Origin of the sequence: Pseudomonas sp. 2FE (assembly GCF_005503735.1) — a bacterium.
GTDB lineage: Bacteria > Pseudomonadota > Gammaproteobacteria > Pseudomonadales > Pseudomonadaceae > Aquipseudomonas.
The window spans coordinates 64853-89981 of record NZ_SCMO01000016.1 but is presented as its reverse complement, the minus strand read 5'-3'; the positions used below and the strand labels follow the sequence as shown (position 1 = coordinate 89981).

General features: G+C 59.5%; 23 protein-coding genes, 1 tRNA gene and 2 pseudogenes. 13 read left to right on the top strand and 13 right to left on the bottom strand.

Features of this window, described 5'->3' with window-relative positions; genetic code table 11:
* Window positions 1-201: 201 nt before the first annotated feature.
* From FFS12_RS19065 to FFS12_RS20335, 9 genes and pseudogenes are all read right to left on the bottom strand, one after another.
* The gene (locus FFS12_RS19065; RefSeq protein WP_218568992.1) at window positions 202-579 is read right to left on the bottom strand and encodes a hypothetical protein; all 378 of its coding nucleotides are present in this window, start codon (window positions 577-579) and stop codon (window positions 202-204) included.
* Between the two features lie 189 nt (window positions 580-768).
* The gene (locus tag FFS12_RS19060) at window positions 769-1269 is read right to left on the bottom strand and encodes an SRPBCC family protein (protein ID WP_137889186.1); all 501 of its coding nucleotides are present in this window, start codon (window positions 1267-1269) and stop codon (window positions 769-771) included.
* Between the two features lie 15 nt (window positions 1270-1284).
* Complete coding sequence (locus tag FFS12_RS19055) at window positions 1285-1869, bottom strand: outer membrane lipoprotein-sorting protein (protein WP_256657516.1); 585 nt, start codon at window positions 1867-1869, stop codon at window positions 1285-1287.
* Between the two features lie 45 nt (window positions 1870-1914).
* On the bottom strand, window positions 1915-2466 hold the full coding sequence (locus FFS12_RS19050; protein ID WP_218568991.1) for a cupredoxin domain-containing protein: 552 nt from the start codon (window positions 2464-2466) through the stop codon (window positions 1915-1917).
* A 386-nt stretch (window positions 2467-2852) separates the two neighbouring features.
* A complete protein-coding gene (gene dsbG / locus FFS12_RS19045) occupies window positions 2853-3626 on the bottom strand; it encodes a thiol:disulfide interchange protein DsbG (RefSeq protein WP_137889184.1) in 774 nt (257 codons plus the stop codon).
* Window positions 3623-4582: pseudogene (locus tag FFS12_RS20505) on the bottom strand (TlpA family protein disulfide reductase). The gene dsbG and the pseudogene FFS12_RS20505 overlap by 4 nt, the downstream one beginning before the upstream one ends.
* A 182-nt stretch (window positions 4583-4764) precedes the next feature.
* On the bottom strand, window positions 4765-7125 hold the full coding sequence (locus FFS12_RS19030) for a heavy metal translocating P-type ATPase (protein WP_137889182.1): 2361 nt from the start codon (window positions 7123-7125) through the stop codon (window positions 4765-4767).
* A gap of 3 nt (window positions 7126-7128) precedes the next feature.
* Window positions 7129-7380, bottom strand: a complete 252-nt coding sequence (locus FFS12_RS19025) for a DUF2933 domain-containing protein (protein WP_137889180.1) — start codon at window positions 7378-7380, stop codon at window positions 7129-7131.
* 101 nt (window positions 7381-7481) lie between these two features.
* Window positions 7482-7574: pseudogene (locus FFS12_RS20335) on the bottom strand (plastocyanin); the annotation flags it as partial.
* Between the two features lie 159 nt (window positions 7575-7733).
* Between FFS12_RS20335 and FFS12_RS19015 the strand changes: the two are divergent.
* Window positions 7734-8417 (top strand): heavy metal response regulator transcription factor, encoded by a 684-nt coding sequence (locus FFS12_RS19015; RefSeq protein ID WP_137889178.1) that lies wholly within the window; start codon window positions 7734-7736, stop codon window positions 8415-8417.
* The gene (locus tag FFS12_RS19010) at window positions 8414-9832 is read left to right on the top strand and encodes a heavy metal sensor histidine kinase (protein ID WP_137889176.1); all 1419 of its coding nucleotides are present in this window, start codon (window positions 8414-8416) and stop codon (window positions 9830-9832) included. The genes FFS12_RS19015 and FFS12_RS19010 overlap by 4 nt, the downstream gene beginning before the upstream one ends.
* A gap of 100 nt (window positions 9833-9932) precedes the next feature.
* On the opposite strand, the gene FFS12_RS19005 is transcribed toward FFS12_RS19010, so the two are convergent.
* Together FFS12_RS19005 and lhgO are read right to left on the bottom strand one after the other, a co-directional pair.
* Window positions 9933-10058, bottom strand: a complete 126-nt coding sequence (locus FFS12_RS19005) for a hypothetical protein (protein ID WP_256657515.1) — start codon at window positions 10056-10058, stop codon at window positions 9933-9935.
* An 82-nt stretch (window positions 10059-10140) separates the two neighbouring features.
* Window positions 10141-11379 (bottom strand): L-2-hydroxyglutarate oxidase, encoded by a 1239-nt coding sequence (gene lhgO / locus FFS12_RS19000; protein WP_137889175.1) that lies wholly within the window; start codon window positions 11377-11379, stop codon window positions 10141-10143.
* 132 nt (window positions 11380-11511) lie between these two features.
* Here lhgO and FFS12_RS18995 point away from each other — a divergent pair, with 132 nt between their 5' ends.
* The 3 genes from FFS12_RS18995 to FFS12_RS18985 are packed head-to-tail and all read left to right on the top strand — an operon-like array spanning window position 11512 to window position 14763.
* Window positions 11512-12801: an FAD-binding oxidoreductase gene (locus tag FFS12_RS18995; protein ID WP_137889173.1), complete on the top strand. Its 1290-nt coding sequence runs from the start codon at window positions 11512-11514 to the stop codon at window positions 12799-12801.
* Window positions 12802-12826: 25 nt separating this feature from the next.
* A complete protein-coding gene (locus tag FFS12_RS18990; RefSeq protein ID WP_137889171.1) occupies window positions 12827-13384 on the top strand; it encodes a helix-turn-helix domain-containing protein in 558 nt (185 codons plus the stop codon).
* Between the two features lie 32 nt (window positions 13385-13416).
* Window positions 13417-14763, top strand: coding sequence for a glutamine synthetase family protein (locus tag FFS12_RS18985; protein WP_137889170.1), 1347 nt, complete (start codon window positions 13417-13419; stop codon window positions 14761-14763).
* A 45-nt stretch (window positions 14764-14808) separates the two neighbouring features.
* On the opposite strand, the gene FFS12_RS18980 is transcribed toward FFS12_RS18985, so the two are convergent.
* The gene (locus tag FFS12_RS18980) at window positions 14809-15480 is read right to left on the bottom strand and encodes a twin-arginine translocation pathway signal protein (protein ID WP_137889168.1); all 672 of its coding nucleotides are present in this window, start codon (window positions 15478-15480) and stop codon (window positions 14809-14811) included.
* A gap of 571 nt (window positions 15481-16051) precedes the next feature.
* Here FFS12_RS18980 and FFS12_RS18975 point away from each other — a divergent pair.
* On the top strand, window positions 16052-16687 hold the full coding sequence (locus FFS12_RS18975; protein WP_171011922.1) for a PA2778 family cysteine peptidase: 636 nt from the start codon (window positions 16052-16054) through the stop codon (window positions 16685-16687).
* 25 nt (window positions 16688-16712) lie between these two features.
* Here the strand turns inward: FFS12_RS18975 and FFS12_RS18970 are convergent, their stop codons facing one another.
* The gene (locus FFS12_RS18970) at window positions 16713-17996 is read right to left on the bottom strand and encodes an FAD-binding oxidoreductase (RefSeq protein ID WP_137889166.1); all 1284 of its coding nucleotides are present in this window, start codon (window positions 17994-17996) and stop codon (window positions 16713-16715) included.
* Between the two features lie 184 nt (window positions 17997-18180).
* On the opposite strand from FFS12_RS18970, the gene FFS12_RS18965 reads away from it, so the two are divergent.
* The 7 genes from FFS12_RS18965 (at window position 18181) to pheT (ending at window position 25126) form a co-directional block, all read left to right on the top strand.
* Window positions 18181-18257, top strand: a tRNA-Val gene (locus FFS12_RS18965).
* A gap of 225 nt (window positions 18258-18482) precedes the next feature.
* Window positions 18483-20405, top strand: coding sequence for a threonine--tRNA ligase (gene thrS / locus FFS12_RS18955; RefSeq protein WP_137889164.1), 1923 nt, complete (start codon window positions 18483-18485; stop codon window positions 20403-20405).
* Window positions 20405-20956: a translation initiation factor IF-3 gene (infC, locus tag FFS12_RS18950; protein WP_171006491.1), complete on the top strand. Its 552-nt coding sequence runs from the start codon at window positions 20405-20407 to the stop codon at window positions 20954-20956. Before thrS ends, infC begins: the two co-directional genes overlap by 1 nt.
* 60 nt (window positions 20957-21016) lie before the next feature.
* Window positions 21017-21211: a 50S ribosomal protein L35 gene (gene rpmI, locus FFS12_RS18945; RefSeq protein WP_010489097.1), complete on the top strand. Its 195-nt coding sequence runs from the start codon at window positions 21017-21019 to the stop codon at window positions 21209-21211.
* A 29-nt stretch (window positions 21212-21240) separates the two neighbouring features.
* On the top strand, window positions 21241-21597 hold the full coding sequence (rplT, locus tag FFS12_RS18940) for a 50S ribosomal protein L20 (protein WP_108096687.1): 357 nt from the start codon (window positions 21241-21243) through the stop codon (window positions 21595-21597).
* Window positions 21598-21692: 95 nt separating this feature from the next.
* Window positions 21693-22709 (top strand): phenylalanine--tRNA ligase subunit alpha, encoded by a 1017-nt coding sequence (pheS, locus tag FFS12_RS18935; RefSeq protein ID WP_137889162.1) that lies wholly within the window; start codon window positions 21693-21695, stop codon window positions 22707-22709.
* A 38-nt stretch (window positions 22710-22747) separates the two neighbouring features.
* Window positions 22748-25126: a phenylalanine--tRNA ligase subunit beta gene (pheT, locus tag FFS12_RS18930; RefSeq protein ID WP_137889160.1), complete on the top strand. Its 2379-nt coding sequence runs from the start codon at window positions 22748-22750 to the stop codon at window positions 25124-25126.
* Window positions 25127-25129: the final 3 nt, after the last annotated feature.

Here is a 25129-nt window from a genome sequence, read left to right as displayed (position 1 = left end):
ACCGGCCAACTGCTGACTGCCGCGGGTTGCACCAGATAGCTGACTCAAAAACAGGTTTCTGCGCATCCGCACGGAAGCGAAGGCAGCCGGTGCAGAGATATTCTTTGGCGACGAGGCTGCGGTCGGATACTGTTCGTGCGTTCTTCAGGCATCCCGGCTCCGGTTGTGCGGTGGAATAGCATATACGACAACCAACGTACCTTATTCGTGCTCTGCTGGAGATCTCTCGACGCTGCCGTCGGCTGAACCAAGGAATCTGCACGCCCCGACCAGGGTGATACCGAAAACGACATGGGTAAGCACTGTGACCCAGCCTCGCGAAACCGAAAACCAGGGCAGGAACGCGGTAAGCCTATGCAGATTGACGCCGTAGAGCACCAGACCGTAAACGGCACCGGTCAGGATGGCGAGCTTCACGCTCAGCCGTCTGACGAAGAGCATCGCGATCGCCGCGTAAACGACGGAGAGGGCGAAATGAATGAGTGTCGCAACAACAGAACTGCTCGGCCCATGGCGATGGCGGCGGTCAGGCGCGCATCGCGCAAAAGCGACTCGAGCACCGGTGTCGCGCTTAGCCACCACAAGAGCATTTGTACGGCGGTGGCCAGGGTGCCGGCGACGAAGCCGGCCAACGCTGCCACGATCAGGCGTGACTCGATACGCATGGTCGTAAGGAACTTGGGTTTCGTCATCTGTCACCTGAAGTGCATGTGTCGCGTGTCGCGTGTCGAAACGGCGTTAGCCTCTCGCGCAGCTGGATACCGTGCCTCAGGAGGCCCAGGCCATCTGCGATCTGAGGCGTACCTTCAGGTGCTGGGCCAGGCCAATGCCGCCTGCGCGCATGATCGCGTGGTGGTTCCAGCGGAACAGTGGCTTCGCCAGCGGGGCGAGCAGGTTCATCCACAATAGGGTGGTGCGCACCTGCCAGTCGAAGCGCACGGTAGTGAGGTCTGCGTCTCGTCCGAGGTGCCAGCAGCCGATACCTTCGAGATCACCTTCGACGCTCCCCTCGAGCCGGCGCAAAGGCTCGACCCGGGTCACACGCGTGACGAAGGTTAGCCGGTAAGGTAGTGCGCTCTTCCAGGTGTAGCGCTGCCGGGCCCCCAGACCGTTGGCGTCGCCGTGCTCGAGGGTGACGACGCATTCGACGCCTTTCCACCAACTCGGCCAGGCTTCAGCATGGAAGATAGCGTCCCATACGGCTTCGAGCGGCGCATCAAATTGCCACAACGTGGACAGATGGTATTGGTTACTGCCGGCTACGTGCATTCGAACCTCGCCGGCTCAGGGAGTGAATAAACGTTCGGGAAGGCGGACGTCGGTTTCGACGTCTACCATGTCGACGGTCTCGATCTGCTCTCCGCTCGCCTCGAAACTTTCCACTCTTAGCGGAAACAGGGTGTCGTGCGCCAGCCAGACCCGATAACGATGCACCCCGGTCACGGTAACTCCCGGGTCGCCGACGATGTCGAAGCCTGCGGCAGGCCGTGCCGCGACGTCCGCGTCGCCCAGTGACGACGCGCTGCCACGCGCACGGAGTGCCAGCAGATTTTCCAGTAGCGCGCCGACATCGGAGCGATCAACCCGGTGGCCGCGAGGGCTACGGACCAGCGGATTGTCCGGGGCGAAGGTCAGCGCCAACGAGTGCTTCAGGCCGAACGGCCAGAGGCGCACCCTGCGCATGCCCGGATCGTAGATCAGCACTGCGCCCTTGTGCGGCTGAACGAACTCCATCCTCACCCAGCCAGGTTTGCGATAGAAATAGCGTATCACTTGGCGCTCGCCGTCGACCGCAATCGAGCGAACCGTGACCTGATAAGTATTCAGTGCGCGGAAACGGAGTTCGGCCTCGGCCAGCGGATCGGCCATGACGTCACCGAGGAGTGTGAAGACTAGTATTCCCCATAGCACGCGCTACTCCTGGACCTCCAACACGCCGGCCATGCCTCGCTCGCGATGACTCTTGAAGAGCAACAGCCGGTTTGGGCAATGAAACAGATAATCGCCAGCCGGCAGGGCAAAGCGTAGCGTTTTCGCCTTCTTGCCGAGAGGTACGTCAGCCAGCACCTTGCCGTCCGTCGACTCCAGTACGAACCGGTGCGGGATGACGCCGGGCTCCACCCTCACAGTGATCTCCAGCGACCGGCCCGCCTGCACGACGATATGATCGGGTCGGAAGAAATAACTGCCACCAACGATGACTACCCGCTGCACGTCATCGGCGCCTGCTCTCGTCTGGTAGGGAGCTGCATCCGCCCCGACGGCGCTCGTCACAAACGCGAGCAAGGCGATGGCTATGGCGTCGGCGCACCAATGGGAAAACCGGGAAGGTTTCATTGCAGCGTCTCGGTCACCATCTCCGTGCGTGCGAAAAAGTACTGCGCCGTGAGCAAGGGGTTCGCTCGCGAACACGCGGCCAACACCGGCGAAAGCGCCGGTTGTGCAATTGAGCATTTCACGTCTCATGGTCGGTGTGCTCTCCGGGACTATGTTGCCCCGATGCCGAATGCTCCGATCGAGTGTCGAACCCACTATCTAATTCATCAAACACTACATATAGATTTTCGGCCATAAATTTGGTTCATGGCGCGAGTAGTTCGCCTTTCGAGCGGGCACACGATCCTTGCGCTCGATATCGACGAGTCCGCCGAGGCTGAAGCGCGCGTCAAGTGATGAGGGAATAAGCGAAGGGGTGAATCCCAAGATCAGCGCTCTAAGCACTGATCTTGGTGGGGTAACAAGCCTTCAGGAGGCCAACCGGTAGGCATCAAAGGCTGTGGTATCGGTGCTTTTGCATGACAGACGGGCGGTATAGGTGGCCGTAGGGCTGACTGCATCGGGGGCATAACGGCCTATTTCGGCCCCATGATCTCTGCCAGCCCCTGCACTTGCGGCACCCCTTGCTGCATTTTCAGGCGGCCGTTGTCATCCAGATAGAAAATCGCCGGTGTCGCCATGCCCCCAAGCTCGCTCATCAGCGCAAGGTTGGCGTCGAGTTGCTTCTGGACTTCCGCAGGAATGCTTTCCAGTGCCTTGAGCTTGCTGGCATTGCCGGCGGCTTCATGCTCCTTCAGCGCCGCTTCCGGCTGTTTGGCAGTCAGCAGTGCGGCGGATTTGCCGGCGCTGTCGGCGCGCAGCATGCCGACCATGATGTGGCGCACTTGTACCTTGCCGGATTCGACCCAGGGCCGCGCCTGGTTCCAGAACATGTTGCAGTAGGGACAGTTCGGGTCGGAGAACATGTAGACGATGCGCGGGGCATCGTCGCTGCCATCGGCGATCCAGGTGCTGTTCTCCATGCGCGCCCACATCTCCTTGGCCAGCGGTTCATAAACCAGCTTGTCCAACGGCGCACGAGTCAGGTCCTCGCCCAGGGCATCGAATAGGGTTCCGATCAGCACATGCTTGCCATCCGCAGTGAGATAGAGCGCTATGCCCTGACCGTTGTAGCGAGCGGCATAACCTCGCAGGCCGCTCGGCGCGTCGAACGGGCCGACGATGGTCGCGCCGCGGGCCTCTATTGCCTTGATCGGGGCTGGCAGCTCCTCGGCCTGGGTGACTGCCACGGGCAAGGCCAGCAGGCTCAAGACCGTCAGAAAAATGGGTAAGTACTTGAAACGCATCATGGCTGGGTACTCTCTCGCAAATTTTCCAGCGCGCGAGCGAGGCTCGCGCGGGACAGTTCGCCGAGATGGTTGCCGATCTGGCGGCCTTCGGCGTCGTAGAACAGCGTGGTAGGCAGGGTCATGGAGCCGACGTGCTGGCCGAGGCGTCCGCCGCTGTCGAGCAGCACATTCTCCAGATCCAATCCGCCGGCCTCGAGGAAGCGGAGGATTTCGCCGTCGCCCTCGCCCTGATTGACGAACAGGAAGGTCAGAGCCTCTTCCTTGGCCTGAGCCTCGGCGAGCACCGGCATTTCCCGCCGGCAGGGCGGACACCAGGTCGCACAGAGGTTGATCACTAGCAGGCCGTTGAAAAACTACTGCACTAGGCTATGCGGCGTTGAAATCAGCCTAAAAATGCTCATTTACAGCACGTAAACTGCGCTTTTTCGGCTGATTTCGCCTTGCCTAGCCGTCGCTCGCTACCTTTTTCAACGGCCTGCTAGAGGCTTGCCAACATAGTCCTGCAGCGCTACTGGAGCGCCGCGGTTATCGCGTAGTGCCAGTTCGGGCAGCCGTGTGCCTTGCTCGAAGGCATGCCTGGCGAGATTGCCGAAGCCCCAGCTCAGCACGCCGACCGCCAGCGCCACGCCGAGCGGTTTGCGCAATCCGCGGTCGCGCCAGGCCTGCCAGCCACCCAGCAGCAGCGCCGTGGTCACGCCGGGCCAGGCGATGAAGCCACCGTCGCGAATGTCCACCACCCGCCAGAACTCACCCTGATAGTGCTCGAAATAACCCACCACGAAGGCCAAGCGAGCCACCAATAAGGCAACCAGCAGCAGCCGGAACAGCTGCTGTTCGGGGTTGCGTGCGCTGTCCCGACCGAGCCACCAACCGGTCAGCGCCGCCAGCAGCAGACTGCCGATTAGCAGCAGGTGGGGTACGGCCAAGGTTAGCGGTCCCAGATTGACGGTCAGCATCAGCCACGCTCCCGGGGCTCGGCCCAACGATTGTGAAAGTCCTCTGCACCCACTTCGCGACTGATCTGCAGGGCACAGCGCTCTATACCGTACGGGCCGACCCACAAGGAGCTTGTCGGTCCTGGAACACGGTAACGGGTCAGCAGTTCGCGCCTGTCGCGCTAAATTTTCGACTTGCCGATTCAGCCGATTACAACCCGCCGTAGGCGAAGTGCGTTAAACACAACCGAAGCAGAGCTCACACTCATGGCCAGAGCCGCAATCATCGGCGACAGCAGATGGCCGGTCAGGGGATAGAGCAAACCTGCCGCCAGCGGTATACCCATGGCGTTGTAGAGGAAGGCGAATCCCAGGTTCTGGCGCATGTTCTTCACGGTGGCCACGGACAACGTCCGCGCGCGCAGAATGCCCATCAGGTCGCCTTTCACCAGGGTCACTTGGGCGCTATTCATCGCGACATCGGTGCCGGTCCCCATGGCGATCCCTACCTCCGCACGCGCCAACGCGGGGGCATCGTTGATGCCATCGCCGGCCATCGCGACTCGCCGGCCATATCCCTGTAGGTCGGCAACCAGCTTCTCCTTGTCCTGGGGTTTCACTTCGCCGTGGACTTCCTCGATGCCCAATTGCTTGGCGACAGCACGTGCCGTTGTGAAGCCATCGCCGGTGGCCATGATGACCTTAACATCCTCCTCCTGTAGCTTGGCCACCGCCTCCTTGGAACTCGGTTTGATTGGATCAGATACCGCCAGGAGGCCGGCCAGCGCACCGTCGACCGCCAGGTACATGATGCTGATGCCTTCAAGTCGGAGCAGCTCAGCACGGTCTCTCAGCGGAGCGATGTCCAACCCCGCGTCTTCCATCAAGGTGGTGTTGCCGAGCTGAAGCTGTTTACCCTCTACCTGGCCGCGGACACCGATGCCTGAGCCGGACTCGAACTCTTCCGGCTTGGTCAGAGCAATCCCCGCCGCCCGCGCGTGATCGACAATCGCATGGGCCAGCGGGTGTTCGCTGCCTTGATCGAGGCTGGCAGCCAGGCGTAGCACCTCACGGGAATCGAACTCGGGAGTAGCTTCCACGCTATGAAAGACCGGGCGTCCCTCGGTTAACGTGCCGGTCTTGTCGACGATCAGCGTGTCGATCTTGCACAGATTTTCGATGGCGCTGGCGTCTCTGAACAGCACGCCGCTGCCAGCGGCCTTGCCAGTGGCCACCATGATCGACATAGGCGTGGCGAGACCAAGGGCACAGGGGCAGGCGATGATCAGCACGGCCACCGCGTTGATCAGGCCAAACACCCAGCTGGGTTCGGGACCGAAAAGTCCCCACCCCAAAAAGGTGAGCAAGGCGATTGCGATTACGCCCATCACGAAGTACCCGGCGATGGCGTCTGCCATGCGTTGCATGGGGGCTTTCGAGCGCTGTGCGCGGGCGACCATTTGCACGATCTGCGACAGCACGGTTTCGGCGCCTACCTTCTGCGCCTCCATCACCAGACTGCCGTGGGTGTTGAGCGTGGCCCCGATCAGGGTGTCCCGAGGTCTCTTCATCACCGGCACGGGTTCGCCGGTCAGCATGGACTCATCGACGGCGCTTTCGCCTTCTAGGACGATGCCATCGGCGGGGACCTTTTCACCCGGGCGCACACGGAGATGGTCACCCTGGTGCACATGGGTAAGGGGGATGTCCTCCTCCTGACCATCCGGGTTGATCCGGCGAGCCGTCTTCGGGGCCAGCCCCAGAAGAGACTTGATGGCCGCGGAGGTTTGCGAGCGCGCTTTGAGTTCAAGCATTTGCCCCAATAGGGTCAGGGAAATGATCACCGCGGCCGCTTCGAAGTAGACGCCAATGCGCCCGTCTTGCATGAAGGTTTCGGGGAACACCTGGGGGAATAGTGTCGCAGCGACACTGTAGAGATAGGCGGCCGCTGTCCCGAGTCCGATCAAGGTCCACATGTTCGGGCTGCGCTGACGGATGGATACCACTCCTCGCACAAAGAAGGGCCAACCTGCCCACAGGGTCACTGGTGTCGCAATAATCAGCTCGACCCAGTTCTGCGTGGCGTCATGGAGGATCGGCAGCGAATGGCCTGCCATCGCCAGAACCGTCACGATCACCGTCAGCGGCAATGACCACCAGAAGCGGCGGGTGAAGTCTCTGAGCTCGGGGTTGTCCTCTTCCTCCAGCTCAGGCATGACGGGCTCCAATGCCATACCGCATTTGGGGCAGGTGCCAGGCCCCGCCTGGCGAATCTCCGGATGCATCGGGCAGGTGTATTCAGTTGCTCCAATTACCGGTTGTGCAGGCGAATCATGGGCATGGCCTGTGTGATCGGTGCTGTGCTGATGCCCGGCATAGTGCTGGGGTTCAACTCGAAACTTCTCCTGGCACTTCTGACTGCAGAATTGATACGTCTGCCCCTCGTATTGCTCGCTGAACTGACTGTCGTTACTGACAGCCATGCCGCACACCGGATCGTGCAGGCCCCCATGTTGCTGCTCACCATGATGGGAATGGTCGTGATCGCACGAAGAGGTGTGCATGGGCTAATGCCTTTTCTCGTTCTTGGAGGTTTCTGCTGCATCCCCGTGATGTGCATGAGCCCCATGGTTGTGTCCGAACAAATGCATTAGGGGGCATAGCAGCAGAATCAGGTAGGGCAGAATCTGCGAGATGTGGCCGTAGTGCTCTCGAGCGACATAGAACACGCCGATGACCACCAGCATGATCAGCGCGATTCCAGCCTTGCTCTTCCACAAGGGTGGGGAGGTGTTAGCCGAGTGATGCGGATTCGTCATGATTCAGTACCCATCAGCTGTATCAGCAGGCGTTGCTCTGATCTTAGCGACTGAGAGTAGACAACGCCCATTGTGATGACTTGATGCACATCAACTCGGTGTTACTTCACTGTGATCTGGCCGACCATCCCTGATTGGTAAGGGCCAGGAACGTTGCAGGCGAACTCGAGGCCGGCGCTCTGAGTAAATGTCCAATGGGGAGCAGGGAGAGTACATTTCCAGTGCTCACGAGTGCACCCTAGACAGTCATTCCTGACAGAGAGCTGAAGCCAAGATTACATTTCTGTAAGTTGCTGGTTGGTTGGCGCTATTCGCTGCAAACTCAAGTCGTCATTCGCTTGAGAACCACCCCCATGAAACTCCTGGTAGCTGAAGACGAACCGAAAATTGGTACCTATGTGCAACAGGGCCTGAGCGAGGCCGGGTTCAATGTCGATCGGGTGACCAGCGGTACGGACGCCCTTCAGCACGCTCTAAGCGAAGCCTATGACCTGCTGATTCTGGACGTCATGATGCCGGGCCTGGATGGCTGGGAAGTGCTGCGGATGGTTCGTGCGGCGGGCAAAGATGTCCCCGTGCTCTTCCTGACTGCGCGTGACCGGGTGGAGGATCGGGTGAAGGGGCTCGAGCTTGGCGCTGACGACTACCTGATCAAGCCCTTCGCCTTTTCCGAGCTGCTGGCCAGGGTTCGGACCCTCTTGCGCCGGGGTAGCAGTGCCCCGTCCCAGACCCACATGAAGATCGCTGACCTTGAGGTCGACCTGATGAAGCGCAGAGCCATTCGCGCAGGCAAGCGCATCGACCTCACGGCAAAAGAGTTCGCCCTTCTTGAGCTGCTCCTTCGTCGGCGGGGTGAGGTGTTGCCGAAGTCACTGATCGCATCGCAAGTCTGGGACATGAATTTCGACAGCGACACCAACGTCATCGAGGTGGCTGTCAGGCGACTTAGAGCGAAGATCGATGACGCTTTCGAACTCAAACTGATCCACACCGTCCGCGGAATGGGTTACATGCTCGACACGCCGGAGTCGGCATGAAGAGGCTTTCCCTGACCGCACGCCTGAGCTTGATGTTCATGCTCGCGGTCACTGCGGTGCTGACTGCGGCAGGGCTCAGCTTCAACCATCTCAGCCAACTGCACTTCAAATCACTCGATCAGCACACGCTGGTCGAGAAACTGCAGGCCAGCCAAAGTATTTTGGGGGAGCTGCCTAGCCTTGACGCTTTCGCTGAGGCGAGGCCGCAATTGCAGGCATTGCTTGGGGCGCATCGAGAGCTCACGGCGATCATTCTGGACGGCAACGGCAAGGTATTATTTGCCGATCCGGCACCGCTGAGCATTCCCGAGCGGTTCCGTTCCGCCGTAGGCCCGCGTGATTGGGAGTGGCAGGACCAAGAGCACATGTTTCGCGGCATGACCGCGCAGGTAGCGGTTACCGGACAGGAGCAGCCCCTGACTGTGATGCTGGTTCTCGATGTCACCCATCACATGTCCTTCTTTGTGACCCTGCAGCGTTGGTTCTGGATAGGCCTGGTAATCAGTGCTCTCGTGAGTGCCGGACTCGGGTGGGTAGTGGCACGGAGTGGCTTGCGCCCTATACGGCAGGTGACCGCTCTAGCGGCTTCAATGTCGGCCAAGTCGCTCAAGGAGCGCATCCCAATGGCGCCTATTCCTTTGGAGCTACAGCAGCTGGTTTCCTCATTCAACGCCATGCTGGCAAGGCTGGACGACGCCTTCGTAAGGCTCTCCAACTTTTCCGCCGACATTGCCCATGAGCTGCGTACACCGGTCAGCAACCTGATGACGCACACGGAGGTAGTTCTTTCCAGAAAGAGAAACATCGAGGACTACGAGGAAAATCTTTACTCGAACCTGGATGACTTGAAGCGCATGTCCCGGATGATCGATGACATGCTGTTCCTGGCCAAGGCGGACAACGGCTTGATCATTCCCGAGCGCAAGCGGATTGCCCTCGAGGGGGTGGTGGATAAGCTGCTTGAGTATTACTACCTGCTGGCTGACGAACGCGGCATTGAGCTTGAGCTGTCTGGTTCCGGAAGTATTCAAGGCGATGTCCTGATGCTGCATCGCGCCATTTCGAACCTCCTTTCCAATGCCCTGCGATATACCCCGCAGGGTAAAACCATCAGTGTGCATATCCGCCAGAACAACCTTTCCACAGTGCTGACCGTGGAAAACCCTGGTGAAACCATCCCTCCTGAGTACCTGGAAAGGCTATTCGACAGGTTCTACCGCGTTGACCCCGCTCGACGCGAAGGCAGTCCCAGTAACGCCGGTTTGGGCCTAGCCATCACCCGTTCTATCGTTGAAGCACACCACGGCAGGATCTGGTGTACCTCCAGTAATGGGTGGACGGCTTTCCATATGGAGTTTCCCACTCCAGAAATCGCAAAGGATGGTCTGTCCCGCAGTCGATGGACAGTTAGTTAAGTGCGATGCCGCCGGAGTAAAGCCTGATAGTCGTAGGCACAGCCTGGTAGGCTGGGTGGAACGCAGTGAAACCCAGCGCTGTCGAAACGCTGGGTTTCGGCTACAAACCAGCCATCGCTTCGATATAGGCTTTGCCCTGGTCGTCATACAGGTAGATGCCTTCGCCACGCTCGATGATCAGCGGGCCGACTTCCTGGTGCAGGCGGGCATTGGTGTAAGGGTGCAATTGATACTGGATGTCTTTTTCTGGCAGCGAGGAAACTGGCTGGTTTATGGCACGCTCTCGAGGGGAGTGACAAGCCAGGGGGTTAGGTTGGCGAGGCGGATTGCTGGGCTTTGCCAAAGCCCGGCAGGGCCAGCAACTGAGCGTCGATTTGCTCGATGATGTAAGCGCCGATCGGCAGTGCGGAGGTCGCCGCCGGTGACGGTGCGTTGCAGACGTTGACGCTGCGTCGGGTATTGCGGAACAGGAAGTCCTCGATCAGCTTGCCATCCTCGGAGACCGCTTGGGCGCGGACCCCGGCCGGGTAGGGTTTGAGATCCTGCACCCTGAGGCTTGGGCAATACTTGCGCACTTCCTGCAGATAGCCACGCTTGAACAGCGAGTTCTTCATCTCGATCAGGCCGGGGCGCAGGTTGTCTTTGAGCACCTTGAGGATGCCTGGGTCGGTCAGCATGGCGAAGGTGTCGGCCAGGGAAATGTCGCGTTTGCGGTAGCCCTCGCGCTTGAGCGCCAGCACCGCATTCGGGCCGACGGTGACGCTGCCATCAATCATGCGGGTCAGGTGCACGCCGAGGAACGGCATCGCCGGGTCCGGGATCGGGTAAATCAGGTGGTTGACGATGCGGTTGTGCTGCTCGGGCAGCAGATAGTATTCGCCGCGGAAGGGGCAAATGCTGAAACCCGGATCGAGGCCGAGCATGCGCACCATGCGGTCGGCCATCAGCCCCGAACAGGTGACCATGAAGCGGCCGCTGAATTCGCCGGTCTTGGTTTTCACTCGCATTTCCGTGGGGCGTTCTTCCAGACCGCTGACCTCGGTGCCGTAGCGAATCTCGCCGCCGCACTTCTGGAACTCGCGGGCCATGGCGGCGGTGACCTCGGCATAATTCACTATGCCGCTGGAGGGCACGAATATCCCGCCGATCCCGCGGATGTTTGGCTCACGCTCACGCAACTGCCCGGCAGACAACCAGTGCCGCTCCAAGCCATTGGCCGCGGTACGCTCCCAGAGCGCTTTCATCCGTTGCATTTCCAGCTCGTTGGTCGCCACCAACAGCTTGCCGCACTCGTCGTAGCGGATGCCGTGCTGGTCACAGAAGGCCTTGGTGGCCCGATTACCCTCCAGGCAGAACTTGGCCTTCAGGCTGCCGGGCGTGTAATAGACGCCCGCGTGGATCACGCCGCTGTTATGGCCAGTTTGATGCTGGGCCGGCCCGGACTCCTTTTCCAGCAACAGCATCCTGCTGTCTGGATAGGCCTTGATCAACTGCATGGCCGTGGACATGCCAATGATGCCACCGCCGATGATGATGAAGTCGTACATGCCGTTGCCCCCCCGGTGTCAGGATAGTTGTCGCCTGAGCGGGTCAGAGTATTTTTGCTGGGGCGTTGCCATCATGAAATTTTAAGGGTAGTTTTACATGAAATTATAAAAACATAATTTCATTAGACCTGTATGTTTCAGCAATCCAGCCAGCACATCGCCAGCTATTACGCCCACAGTTGCGCTGATCGCTTGTCGACTCGAGCCGCTCTGGAAGGTGAACAAAGCACCGAGGTGCTGATCATCGGCGCCGGCTTCAGCGGCCTGCACACGGCCTTGCGCTTGGCCCTGGCCGGCAAGCGCGTGACGGTGCTGGAAGCCAGCCGAGTCGCCTGGGCGGCCTCGGGGCGCAATGGGGGGCAGGCGATTCTCGGCTGGTCCTGCGATATGCCGCCGCTGGAGGCGGCGCTCGGTTATGAACGCGCACGGCGGCTGTGGGACAGCATGCGCTGGGCCGCGCAGGAGTTGCGTGAGTTGCCCGCGCGCCACGACTTCGATTGCGATTACCGGGCCGGCCACCTGTGGACCTCGGTGATGCCGCGGCGGGTAAGCCTGCTGACCGAATGGCAGCACGAGGCCAGCCACAAGTGGGGGCATGACGGTCTGCGCTTTATCCCGCGCGCAGAGTTGCCGCAGTGGGTCGCCAGCGAGCGCTATCAGGCGGGCCTGTTCGACCCCGAAGGCGGCCATCTGAATCCGCTGAAATTGGCGCTCGGCCTGGCTGCCGCCATCGAGTGCGCCGGCGGGAACATCCATGAGCAGAGCAAGGCGTTGAGCTACCGCGAAGAAGGCGGTCAGTATCTGGTGACCACCGAACGCGGGCGCATCCGTGCGGATGTGCTGGTGCTGGCCTGCAATGCCTATATCGATCGACTCGAGCCACAGTTGGCCAGTCGTGTTCTGCCGGTCGGCACCTATCAGGTGGCCACCGCGCCGCTGACGGCAGAGCAGGCGACGGCGCTGCTACCGAGCAACGTCTGCGTCACCGATAACCAGTTCGTCCTCGATTACTTCCGCCGCACGCCGGGTAACCGTCTGCTGTTCGGTGGCGGTTGCACCTACCTGGGCGGCATGCCGAAGGACATCGCGGCGGCGACCCGGCCCTATTTGCAGCGGGTCTTCCCGCAGCTCAAGGGCGTCGAGTTGGAGTTTGCCTGGGGTGGGCATATCGACCTCACGCTCAAGCGCACTCCAGACCTCGGCCGCCGCGGCGACCTCTATTGGCTGCAGGGCTATTCCGGACATGGCGTGCTCCCGACCCTGGCTGGCGCCCGCGCGGTGGCCGACGCGATTCTCGGTCAGGCGGATGACCTGGCCCTGTACCAAGGGCTGAGCAACGGCAGCTTCCCCGGCGGCAAACACCTGGCAGCCCCATTGGAGGCCATCGGCAAGGCCTGGTACCGACTGCGCGACAGCATTTGATGAGCAATCTTTTGGAGCTCTTGGCATGAACAAGCAAGAAGAAATCGCCGCTTTGGCGATCCTTATTCACGACCTGCGCAAGCACAAGAAATACACCCTGAAGGAACTGGCCGACAAAATCGGCCGCTCGGTAGGTTTTCTCTCGCAAGTCGAGCGCGGTTTGTCGCGCCCCACCGTGGCGGATTTGACGGCGATCAGCGAAACCCTCGGGGTGCCGACCACCTATTTCTATAGCTTGCCCAAGCCTAAGGAATTGCCTTGGGTTACCCGGCCGGATGAGCGGCGCACGCTGTATTTCGCCAACGGGATTACCGACATTTTGGTCTCGCCGAAGATGTCGGCCACCTTCTCCATGCTCGAAAGCCAACTGGAGGCCGGCGCCAACAGTGGCGAGCGGCACTTGAGCGACAGCTCTGAGCAGGGCGGCTATGTCCTGGAAGGGGAGTTGACGCTGTGGCTGGGCGATAACGACGAGCCGGTCACCTTGTTTCCTGGCGACAGTTTTCAACTGGCCAGCCACACCCGTTGTCGCTACGGCAACCTCACCGAACAGCCCACCCGGGTTCTCTGGGTTTACACCTGATGACTCTTACAAAGATCGAAGGAAGAACAACGATGAATGCTGTCTGCTCTGACCTGCTGGCCGAGGTTCGTGCTTTTCGCCAGCGCTACCCCGAGGTGCGCTACGTCGACCTGATTTCCCTGGATATTCCCGGGCATTTCTATGGCAAGCGCTATCCGCTGGAGATGCTTGAGAAGGTGGCCGCTGGCAGTGCCCTCAAGCTGCCGCAGAACTGCGTGCTGCTGGGCGTCCAGGGCGGGCTGTTCAAGATTGGCGACTACTGCTTCAACGACGGCGACCCGGATGCCCGGCGCCGCCTGGTGCCCGGTACGCTCAAACCGGTGAGCTGGGAAGCACAGCCGTTGGGGCAGATGTTGATTACCTCGGATGGCACCGAGGCGCCGATCGTCTTCGAGCCGCGCGAAGTCTTGGCGCAGGTGCTGGCGCGCCTGCGGAGCAAAGGCATCCACCCGGTGGTGGCCTTCGAGCTGGAGTTCTACCTGTTCGATAAACAGCTGCGCGATGGCCAGCCGCAGTTCCCCCGCGATCTGCTGACGGACGATGCGGACGATCAGCCGAATATGCACATCGAGCGGCTGTCGCGCTTCGCCCCGGTGCTCGATGATATGGTCGAGGCGGCGCGGGCCCAGGGCATCGATACCACGGTGATCACCGCCGAGCTCGGCCCTGGCCAGTTCGAGATCAATTTCGGTCACCTCGATGACGGCCTGCGTGCCGCCGACTGGGCTGCTCTGTTTTGCCGCAGCACCCGTGGTGTGGCCCTCAAGCACGGCTACCGCGCCAGCTTTATGGCTAAGCCTTACCTGCAGCACCCGGGGAGCGGCATGCACGTGCATGTCAGCCTCTACGACGCGGCGGGTAACAACCTGCTGGCGGCTAACCAGCAGCAGGCGCTGCGCCATGCGGTGGCCGGTTGTCTGGAGCTGCTGCCCCATTGCATGCCGATCTTCGCGCCGAACCAGAACGCCCTACGCCGTTTTGGCGGCGCGGTGAACGCGGCGACGCAAGCCAGTTGGGGCTTCGAGGATCGCGATGCCTGCGTGCGGATTCCCGAGTCGGACCCGCAGAACCTGCGGATCGAACATCGCCTGGCCGGCGCCGATGCTAACCCTTATCTGGTCCTGGCGGCGATTCTGGTTGGCCTGGAGGAGGGCTTGGCCGCCGGCCGCGAGCCGATCGCGCCGCTCAACGAAGACCGCAACAGCGGCATCGACTTCCCGTTGGACATGCTCCAGGCGGTGCGTGCCATGCAGCACCAGCCACAGCTGCGCGCGGGCCTGGGCGCGGAGTTTGTCGAGGTCTACTGCGAGAACAAGCGCCAGGACCATCTGGCCTTTATGCAAGAGATCGGTGCGCGCGAATACCGCTGGTATCTGTAAGCGGCAGTTCGCAGTTTCGACACGCTGGCGTGTTAGGCGTGCCTTCTATAGCGCCCTGGCGAGTACGACGTCAAAAACACCACGGCGTAGCTTTCCGTCCTGTTTTAAATCAATGGCCAAAGAGGGTTTGTGGCCGGCCCATGGATCATTCGCAATGAAGGGGTCGCCCTTGAAATAGAGCTGCGTCGTAACCGGAACGTGCAGCGATTCCATGAAGCGCATGTGGATATGGGCAGGTCGCGTCAGCCCCGCGTATTTCTCGAGCCCGGGGAGATTTGGCGGGATCGGGTATCGGCCCGGCACAATGGTCTCAATCTCGTATTGCCCTTTTTCATTGGTGTACAGCATCCCCCGCAAGTGGAAGGTCGTAGTCTCGGTGAAGTTGCCGGGCTTGTTGGTGTCATAGAAGCCAGCGTGATTCGCTTGCCACACCTCGATCAATGCCTTGGGGAGGGGGGTGTGGCAGTCTGAGCTGAACACCGTGCCGGTCAGAACAAGCCGGTCACCGGGCTCGTCGGGGCCTGCCAGGCGGGCGCGAAATGGCGCGCCGAACCGATAGTACGGACCGATGATCTCGGACTCGGTGGGACGACAGTTTTGCTGCGCAGCAAAACCGGGCCCGGCCAGCAGCGCGCCCCCGGCTATCACCGCGCTCCTGTGCAGGAACGTTCGCCGTGAAATAGCCAAAGTCAGCTTTGAAATCAGATAGTTGTTCATGTTTGTCCCCTCTTCGGGTATTCGCACCCTCTAGAGACAAATGCCCTGGCTAACGCCTGGCGGCAACAGGCACATGCCTCGAACCACATTCAGCGCCTTGTCTGGCCGCGTCCTTCAGTAGCCTTCATTAGCCCGTAACTGATACGGGCAATTGTTCAGCTTAGTACAAGGTTCAGTGGGAGCTCCTGAAGCCTTATAGGGCGGGTGAAACCCGCGCGGCAAAAGCTAATGACTGGCTGAGAGTGTCGTGTTGTTTTTGTTTGGTGGGCCCGTCGGTGCAGGAGTCGGTGGACAAGCAAAGCGTTGTCCACCCTACGGAGCCCTTTGCGTTCGCGTAGGGTGGAAAATCCGCGCAGCGGTTTTCCACCATGGGGCGTCCAGGCTGCTTCGCTGGTGGATAAAAGAGCGTTATCCACCCTACAGCAGTATGATCGCCGTTCTTGCCAGGCTGATGAGTCGCCTGGCGTTGCCGAAGTGAGCCTTGAACTTGCCTTTCTTCCGTCGAAATTCTTTTCGTTCTCCTCGTCCCGTGCTGCTGGCATTTGCGCTGTTGCTGCCACTTGCCGGCTGCATGAATTCGGCCGTAGCACCGACCATCCAAGCTTTGCCTGAACGGGTGGAGCTGAGCGGTGTACCCTTCTTTGCGCAGACCGCTTATGAGGGGGCTCCTGGGGCTCTGGCGATTCTGCTTTCGCAACAAGGTGTCGTCACGACGCCTGGGCTGATCGCCAAGAAATTGCAGCTGCCAGGGAGCGAGGCTCGGCTGCAACAGAATATGCAGCGAGTGGTGAATGAACATGGCCTGCTGGTCTATCCCCTAGAGGCAGATCTTCCGGAGCTGCTGACCCAGATCGCGGCAGGTTTCCCGGTATTGGTTCGCTTCAATAATGGCTTTGGCTGGGTATCGGTGCCGCGCTATGCGGTACTGATTGGCTATGACCGCGCGGAGCAGACACTGCTGTTGCGCTCGGGGATGAGTCGACGTTTGTCGATGGATTTCGATGACTTCGAGTCAGCCTGGAACGCTGTCGGGCATTGGGCCGTTCTGGTTCAGGCGCCGGCGCAACTGCCGGCTAACGTGGATCGGCAGCGCTGGTTGACTGGCGCGACAGAACTGGAGCAAGCCGGACAAAAGCTCGCGGCGAGTAACGCTTATCGAACCGTCGAGCGCTCATCATCTAGCTCACAAACTAAAACGGCGCCCTAAGGCGCCGTTGTTCTTTGCTCTGGGCTCAGACCCCGAGTTTGTCACGCAGGGTGTAGTACCAAGCCCCCAGGGCGCTGAACGGCACTTGGAACAGACGGCCGCCAGGGAAGGGGTAATGCGGCAGGCCGGCAAAGGCGTCGAAACGCTCGGCTTGACCGCGCAGGGACTCTGCCAGCACCTTGCCGGCCAGGTGTGTGTAAGTCACGCCGTGGCCGCTGCAGCCTTGCGAGTAGTAGATGTTGTCGCCAAGGCGGCCGACCTGGGGCAGGCGCGAGAGGGTCAGCAGGAAGTTGCCGGTCCAGGCGTAGTCGATCTTGACGTTCTTTAGCTGCGGGAAAGTCTTGATCAGTTTCGGGCGGATGATCGCTTCGATATTCGCCGGGTCACGGGCGCCATAGACCACGCCGCCGCCGAAGATCAGGCGCTTGTCACCGCTGAGGCGGTAGTAATCGAGCAGGTAATTGCAGTCTTCGACGCAATAGTCTTGCGGCAGCAGGCTCTTGGCCACTTCGTCGCTCAGCGGTTCGGTGGTGAGTACCTGGGTGCCGCAAGGCATCGACTTGGCCGACAGTTCAGGGATCAGGTTACCGAGGTAGGCGTTACCCGCGACCACTACGAATTTGGCTCTTACCCGGCCTTGCGGGGTGTGTACCACTGGGTTGGCGCCACGTTCGATACGAATGGCCGGCGATTGCTCATAAATGCTCCCGCCCAGGGATTCGACAGCAGCGGCTTCGCCCAGCGCCAGATTCAGCGGGTGGATGTGGCCGCCACTCATATCCAGCATGCCGCCGATGTAATTCTCGGTCGCGACGACTTCACGGATGCGCTTGGCGTCCATCAGCTCCAGTTGGGTGTGACCATAGCGCTCCCAGAGCTTTTTCTGCGCTTCGAGGTGGCCCATCTGCTTATTGGTGATTGCGGCGAACACGCCGCCATCTTTCAGGTCGCACTGGATGTCGTACTTGGCGATGCGTTCACGAATGATGCGGCCGCCTTCGAACGCCATCTGCCCGAGCAGTTGCGCTTGTTTGGGGCCGGCAGTGCGCTCAATCACGTCGATGTCGCGGCTGTAGCTATTAACGATCTGCCCGCCGTTACGCCCGGAGGCACCAAAGCCGACTTTCGCCGCTTCCAATAGGGTGACTTTGAAACCGTTTTCCAGCAGGAACAGGGCGGTGGATAGCCCGGTATAGCCGGCACCTACAACGCAGACGTCCGTCTCCACTTCGCCGGCCAGTTCTGGGCGAACTGGAACCGGGTTGGCCGATGCGGCGTAATAGGACTGCGGATAAGGGGTGTGTGCCATCTTGCAACCTCTGTTTTATATTTTTTACGGATGTGACGATGCTACCCGAGTTGAAAATGCCCGGCTAGTACCCTGTGCAAAATATTAAACGCCAGGTTGAACGGTAAAAAATACGCTTATTCAGAGAGTTAGCGAAAAAAGTATTGACACTTTCTCGTGTCTCCGTAGAATGCGCCTCCATTGCAGGCACGTAGCTCAGCTGGTTAGAGCACCACCTTGACATGGTGGGGGTCGTTGGTTCGAGTCCAATCGTGCCTACCAAATTAAAAAAGGGTCGCTCAGGCGACCCTTTTTTATTGGGCGCTTGTCAGGGCTTCGGCTTTCTGGAAGCATCCCCAATTCTTCAAATTCCCAGTGACTGCGGTTCGGTTCAGGTTGGCCTTCGGGCTCCTGCCACTGTGAGGCGGGCATACCGCCGAATCGCGTACTGGCTCATCCCAACCCACGTGACCTTTGGTAGGGGTCACCACTAGGAGAGGAAGCGCCATGCCTGTTATTACTCTTCCCGACGGCAGCCAGCGTTCGTTCGATCACCCGGTCTCTGTGGCTGAGGTAGCTCTATCCATTGGCGCAGGCCTGGCCAAGGCCACCCTGGCGGGCAAGGTCAACGGAACCTTGGTCGACGCCTGCGACCTGATCGACGGCGATGCGACTCTGCAGATCATCACGGCGAAAGACGAGGAGGGGCTGGAGATCATCCGTCACTCCTGTGCACACCTGATCGGTCATGCGGTCAAGCAGCTCTATCCGACAGCTCGGATGGTGATCGGTCCGGTCATCGATGAAGGCTTCTATTACGACATCGCCTATGAGCGCCCCTTCACTTTGGAGGATGTGGCGGCCATCGAGCAGCGTATGCAGCAACTGATCGATACGGAATACGACGTCATCAAGAAGATGACCCCGCGTGATCAGGTGATTGCCGAGTTCAAGGCTCGAGGCGAAGAGTACAAGCTGCGTCTGGTCGAAGACATGCCCGAGACGCAGGAAATGGGCCTGTACTACCACGAAGAATATCTCGACATGTGCCGTGGCCCGCACGTGCCTAACACTCGTTTCCTCAAAGCCTTCAAGCTGACCAAGCTGTCGGGCGCCTACTGGCGTGGCGATGCCAAGAACGAGCAGCTACAGCGCATTTATGGCACCGCTTGGGCCGATAAAAAGCAGCTGGCCGCGTACGTTCAGCGCATCGAAGAGGCCGAGAAGCGCGATCACCGTAAAATCGGCAAGCGTCTGAATCTGTTCCATACCCAGGAGGAAGCGCCAGGCATGGTGTTCTGGCATCCGAATGGCTGGACCCTGTATCAGGTGCTTGAGCAGTATATGCGCCAAGTGCAGCGCGACAACGGCTACTTAGAGATCAAGACGCCCCAGGTGGTTGATCGCAGCCTGTGGGAGAAATCCGGGCACTGGGCCAATTACGCCGAGAACATGTTCACCACCGAGTCGGAAAATCGCGATTACGCGATCAAGCCGATGAACTGCCCGTGCCACGTGCAGGTGTTCAATCAGGGGCTGAAAAGCTATCGCGAGCTGCCGATGCGTCTGGCCGAGTTCGGTGCCTGCCACCGTAACGAGCCGTCCGGTGCATTGCACGGCATCATGCGTGTGCGTGCATTCACCCAGGACGACGCGCATATCTTCTGTACGGAAGAGCAGATGCAGGCTGAGTCCGCGGCGTTCATCAAACTGACCCTGGATGTCTATGCGGACTTCGGTTTCCAGGATATCCAGCTCAAGCTGTCCACTCGCCCGGAAAAGCGCGTGGGTTCCGATGAGTTGTGGGATCGTGCCGAGGCTGCATTGGCCGCTGCGCTGGACAGCGCTGGTCTGCCTTATGACTTGCAACCGGGTGAAGGTGCGTTTTACGGCCCTAAGATCGAGTTTTCTCTAAAAGATTGTCTCGGTCGGGTCTGGCAATGCGGTACCCTGCAGCTCGATTTCAACCTGCCAGTGCGTCTGGGGGCTGAATTCGTCAGCGAGGACAACAGCCGTAAGCACCCGGTGATGCTGCATCGCGCCATTCTGGGTTCTTTCGAGCGCTTTATTGGCATGCTGATCGAGCACTACGAGGGTGCATTCCCGGCTTGGCTGGCGCCAACTCAGGCTGTGATATTGAATATCACCGATAAACAGGCTGATTTTGCTCTCGAGATTGAAAAAAAGCTCAATCAAAGCGGGTTCCGTGCCAAGTCTGACTTGAGAAACGAAAAAATCGGCTTTAAAATCCGCGAGCATACTTTGCTCAAGATTCCCTATCTCTTGGTTATTGGAGATCGGGAAGTTGAAATGCAAACCGTCGCCGTGCGTACGCGAGAAGGTGCTGACCTGGGCTCAATGCCCGTCGCCCAATTCGCAGATTTTCTCGCTCAGGCGGTTTCCCGGCGTGGTCGCCATGATTCGGAGTAATTATTATTAAGCGTGAAATGAGACAAGATAAACGAGCTGCACCGAAAGCCCCGATCAACGAGAATATCTCGGCACGCGAGGTTCGGTTAATTGGCGCAGACGGCGAGCAAATTGGCATCGTCTCGATTGATGAAGCGCTTAGAGTCGCCGAAGAGTCCAAGCTGGATTTGGTGGAAATTTCCGCTGACGCGGTTCCGCCGGTTTGCCGAGTGATGGACTACGGCAAGTCGATCTTCGAAAAGAAGAAGCAAGTTGCTGCTGCGAAGAAAAACCAGAAGCAAGTGCAGGTTAAAGAAATCAAGTTTCGTCCAGGGACGGAGGAAGGGGATTACCAGGTAAAACTACGCAACCTGGTACGTTTCCTAAGTGATGGGGACAGGGCCAAGGTATCCTTGCGATTCCGCGGCCGTGAGATGGCGCATCAGGAGCTGGGCATGGAGTTGTTGAAGCGGGTTGAAGGTGACCTGCTCGAATACGGCTCTGTTGAACAGCATCCAAAGATGGAAGGACGCCAGCTGATCATGGTCATCGCCCCCAAAAAGAAGAAATAACCACCAGGGCACGGCAGGCCTTGCGGTTATGTTTATCAACTGAATGCGGAGTATCCGAACATGCCAAAAATGAAAACCAAAAGCGGTGCAGCGAAGCGTTTCTTGAAAACGGCTTCGGGTTTCAAGCACAAGCACGCTTTCAAGAGCCACATCCTGACCAAAATGTCCACCAAGCGTAAGCGTCAACTGCGCGGTAGCACCATGGTGCATCCGTCTGACGTGGCAAAGGTGGCGCGCATGCTGCGCGTTCGTTAATTTCGGTCAAGAACTAGAGGAAGTTACTCATGGCTCGTGTTAAGCGTGGCGTTGTTGCTCGCCGTCGTCATAAAAAAATTCTGAAACTCGCTAAAGGCTACTATGGCGCACGCTCACGCGTGTTCCGCGTTGCCAAGCAAGCGGTAATCAAGGCAGGCCAATATGCCTACCGTGACCGCCGTCAGAAAAAACGTCAGTTCCGTGCTCTGTGGATCGCCCGTATCAACGCAGGCGCTCGTATCAACGGCTTGTCTTACAGCCGTTTCATTGCTGGCTTGAAAAAGGCAGCAATCGAGATCGACCGCAAGGTTCTGGCTGATCTGGCAGTGAACGAAAAAGCGGCGTTTGCTGCGATTGTCGAGAAAGCGAAAGCCGTACTGGCTTAAGTCCCCGACAGTCACCGGGCTCGCCCGGTGCTAAACGTCACCAATAGGGGAAGAGCCTTCGTGCTCTTCCCCTATTTCGTATCTGGAGTCTGTACATGGAAAACCTGGATGCGCTGGTCTCTCAAGCTCTAGAGGCCGTGCAACACACTGAAGACGTCAATGCCCTGGAGCAGATCCGGGTTCATTATCTTGGCAAGAAAGGCGAGCTGACCCAGGTGATGAAGACCCTGGGCAACATGTCGGCTGAAGATCGCCCGAAAGTCGGCGCTCTGATCAACGCGGCCAAGGAGCGTGTTCAGGACTCGCTCAATGCTCGCAAGGAATTGCTTGAGCAGGCAGCGCTGAGTGCCAAGCTCGCCGCTGAGTTCATCGACGTTACCCTACCAGGTCGTGGTCAGGCTTCTGGCGGCCTGCATCCGGTCACCCGGACGCTGGAGCGCATCGAGCAGTTCTTCACTCATATTGGCTACGGCATTGCCGAGGGCCCTGAGGTAGAAGACGATCATCACAACTTTGAGGCGCTCAACATCCCTGGCCACCACCCGGCGCGGGCGATGCATGACACCTTCTATTTCAATGCGAACATGTTGCTGCGCACCCATACCTCACCGGTACAGATTCGCACCATGGAAACGCAACAGCCGCCGATCCGCATCGTCTGCCCGGGCCGTGTCTATCGTTGCGACTCGGATATCACCCATTCGCCGATGTTCCACCAGGTCGAAGGCCTGCTGGTAGATGAAGGCATCAGCTTCGCTGACCTGAAAGGTACCATCGAAGAGTTTCTCCGGGTGTTCTTCGAGAAAGACCTGGGCGTGCGTTTCCGTCCATCCTTCTTCCCCTTCACCGAGCCATCGGCTGAAGTCGATATGCAGTGCGTGATGTGTAGCGGCAAAGGCTGCCGCGTCTGCAAGCAGACTGGCTGGCTGGAAGTCATGGGCTGCGGCATGGTTCATCCCAATGTGTTGCGCATGTCCGGCATCGATCCCGAGAAGTACCAGGGCTTTGCCTTCGGTATGGGGGTTGAACGGCTGGCCATGTTGCGTTACGGCGTAAACGACTTGCGCCTGTTCTTCGATAACGACCTGCGATTCCTCGCGCAATTTCGCTAGGCCGCATGCCCGTAACCGTTTTCTAGGAGAAGAGCAGGATGAAATTCAGTGAACAGTGGCTGCGCAGCTGGGTAAGCCCGAAGGTTTCCCGCGATGAGCTGGTGGCTCGTTTGTCCATGGCCGGTCTTGAGGTTGACAGCGTGACGCTGGCCGCCGGCGCATTCAGTGGCGTGGTAGTGGGCGAGGTGCTGAGCACCGAGCCGCACCCGGATGCTGACAAGCTGCGCGTTTGCCAGGTCAGTAATGGTACTGAGACTTTTCAGGTGGTCTGTGGCGCGCCGAATGTGCGCCCGGGTCTGAAGATTCCTTTCGCCATGATCGACGCCGAGCTAGCGGACGACTTCAAGATCAAGAAAGCCAAGCTGCGTGGCGTTGAGTCCAGCGGCATGCTCTGCTCGGCTTCTGAGTTGCAAATTAGCACTGACAATGACGGCTTGATGGAGCTGCCGGCGGATGCGCCGGTTGGCCAGGACATCCGTGTCTACCTTGATCTGGACGACGCCAGCATCGAAGTCGACCTGACACCGAACCGCGGCGATTGCCTGTCGCTGGCCGGCCTGGCGCGCGAAGTCAGTGCGCTGTATGCCGCCGAGGTTACGCGCCCGGTCGTTGCCGTTGTGCCGGCGGTACACGACGAAGTTCGCCCGGTAGAAGTGCTGGCGGCAAAAGCCTGCCCGCGCTACCTCGGTCGCGTGGTGCGCAATGTTGACCTGTCCAAGCCTACGCCGCTATGGATGGTCGAGCGTCTGCGGCGTGCAGATGTACGCAGTATCGACGCAGCCGTGGACATCACCAACTACGTGATGCTTGAACTCGGCCAGCCGATGCATGCCTTTGATCTCAACGAGATCAACGGCGGCGTGCGTGTGCGCATGGCGGAAGAGGGCGAGAAGCTGGTTCTGCTGGATGGTCAGGAAGTCAGCCTGCGTGCCGATACTCTGGTCATCGCGGACCATCAGCGCGCCTTGGCTATTGCTGGTGTGATGGGCGGTGAGCACAGCGGTGTCGCTGCCGGCACCCGTGACCTTTTCCTCGAAAGTGCTTTCTTCGACACCATCGCGGTGGCAGGCAAGGCCCGTTCCTATGGTCTGCATACCGACTCCTCGCACCGCTACGAACGCGGTGTTGATTGGCAGTTGGCGCGTGAAGCCATGGAGCGTGCGACCGGCCTGTTGCTAGAGATCGTCGGTGGCGAGCCTGGGCCGATCATCGAAGTGGTCAGCCAGGAGCACCTGCCAAACATTGCGCCTATCACTCTGCGTGCCGAGCGCATCAGTCAGATGCTCGGCCTTGAGATCGCGGCTGATGAAGTTGAGCGCCTGCTCAGCGCCCTGGGTCTGCAGATTACGCTGGAGCAAGCAGGGCAGTGGCGTGTGGAAGTGCCAAGCCACCGTTTCGATATCAGCCTGGAAGTCGACCTGATCGAAGAACTGGGTCGTCTGTATGGCTATAACCGTTTGCCGGTTCGCTATCCGCAAGCCCGCCTGGCGCCGCAGCCGAAAGCTGAGGCTCGTGCCGAGTTGCCGGCACTGCGCCGCTTGCTCGTAGCCCGTGGCTATCAGGAAGCTATCACCTACAGCTTCATCGATCCCAAACTGTTCGAGCTGTTCAGCCCAGGCGTTGAGCCGTTGATGCTGGCCAACCCGATCTCGACAGATATGGCTGCGATGCGTGCGTCGCTGTGGCCGGGACTGGTCAAGGCGGTGCAGTACAACCTGAACCGCCAGCAGTCGCGAATTCGTTTGTTCGAAAGCGGCCTGCGCTTTGTCGGCCAGCTAGAGGGTTTGAAGCAGGAAGCCATGTTGGCCGGCGTGATCTGCGGTGCTCGCCTGACCGAAGGCTGGGCCCACGGTCGTGAAGTCGTCGACTTCTATGACATGAAGGCCGACGTAGAGGCGCTTCTTGGCTTCTCCGGTGCCGAGAGCGCTTTCAGTTTTGTGGCGGGTGAGCATCCCGCTCTGCATCCAGGCCAAACTGCCCGGATTGAGCGTGATGGTTGCCTCGTTGGCTTTGTCGGCGCCATTCACCCGGAGCTGAGCAAGGCCCTGGATCTGGACCAGCCGGTTTTCCTGTTCGAGCTGGTTCTGGCTGAAGTGGTTCAAGGACTGCTGCCCAAGTTCCACGAGCTTTCGCGCTTCCCCGAGGTGCGTCGCGATCTGGCGCTGTTGGTAGATCGGGATGTCGCTGCCGATGCCGTTCTCGGAACTATTCGCGAGGCCGCTGGCGAGCATCTGACAGACCTCAAGCTATTTGATGTGTATCACGGTAAAGGTATTGATCCGCATAGAAAAAGCTTGGCGGTCGGCTTGACCTGGCAGCATCCATCGCGCACTCTTAATGACGATGAGGTGAGTACTACAACGCAGAATATCCTCAGCTCGCTGGAAGAAAGGTTCAACGCCACGTTAAGGAAGTAGCGT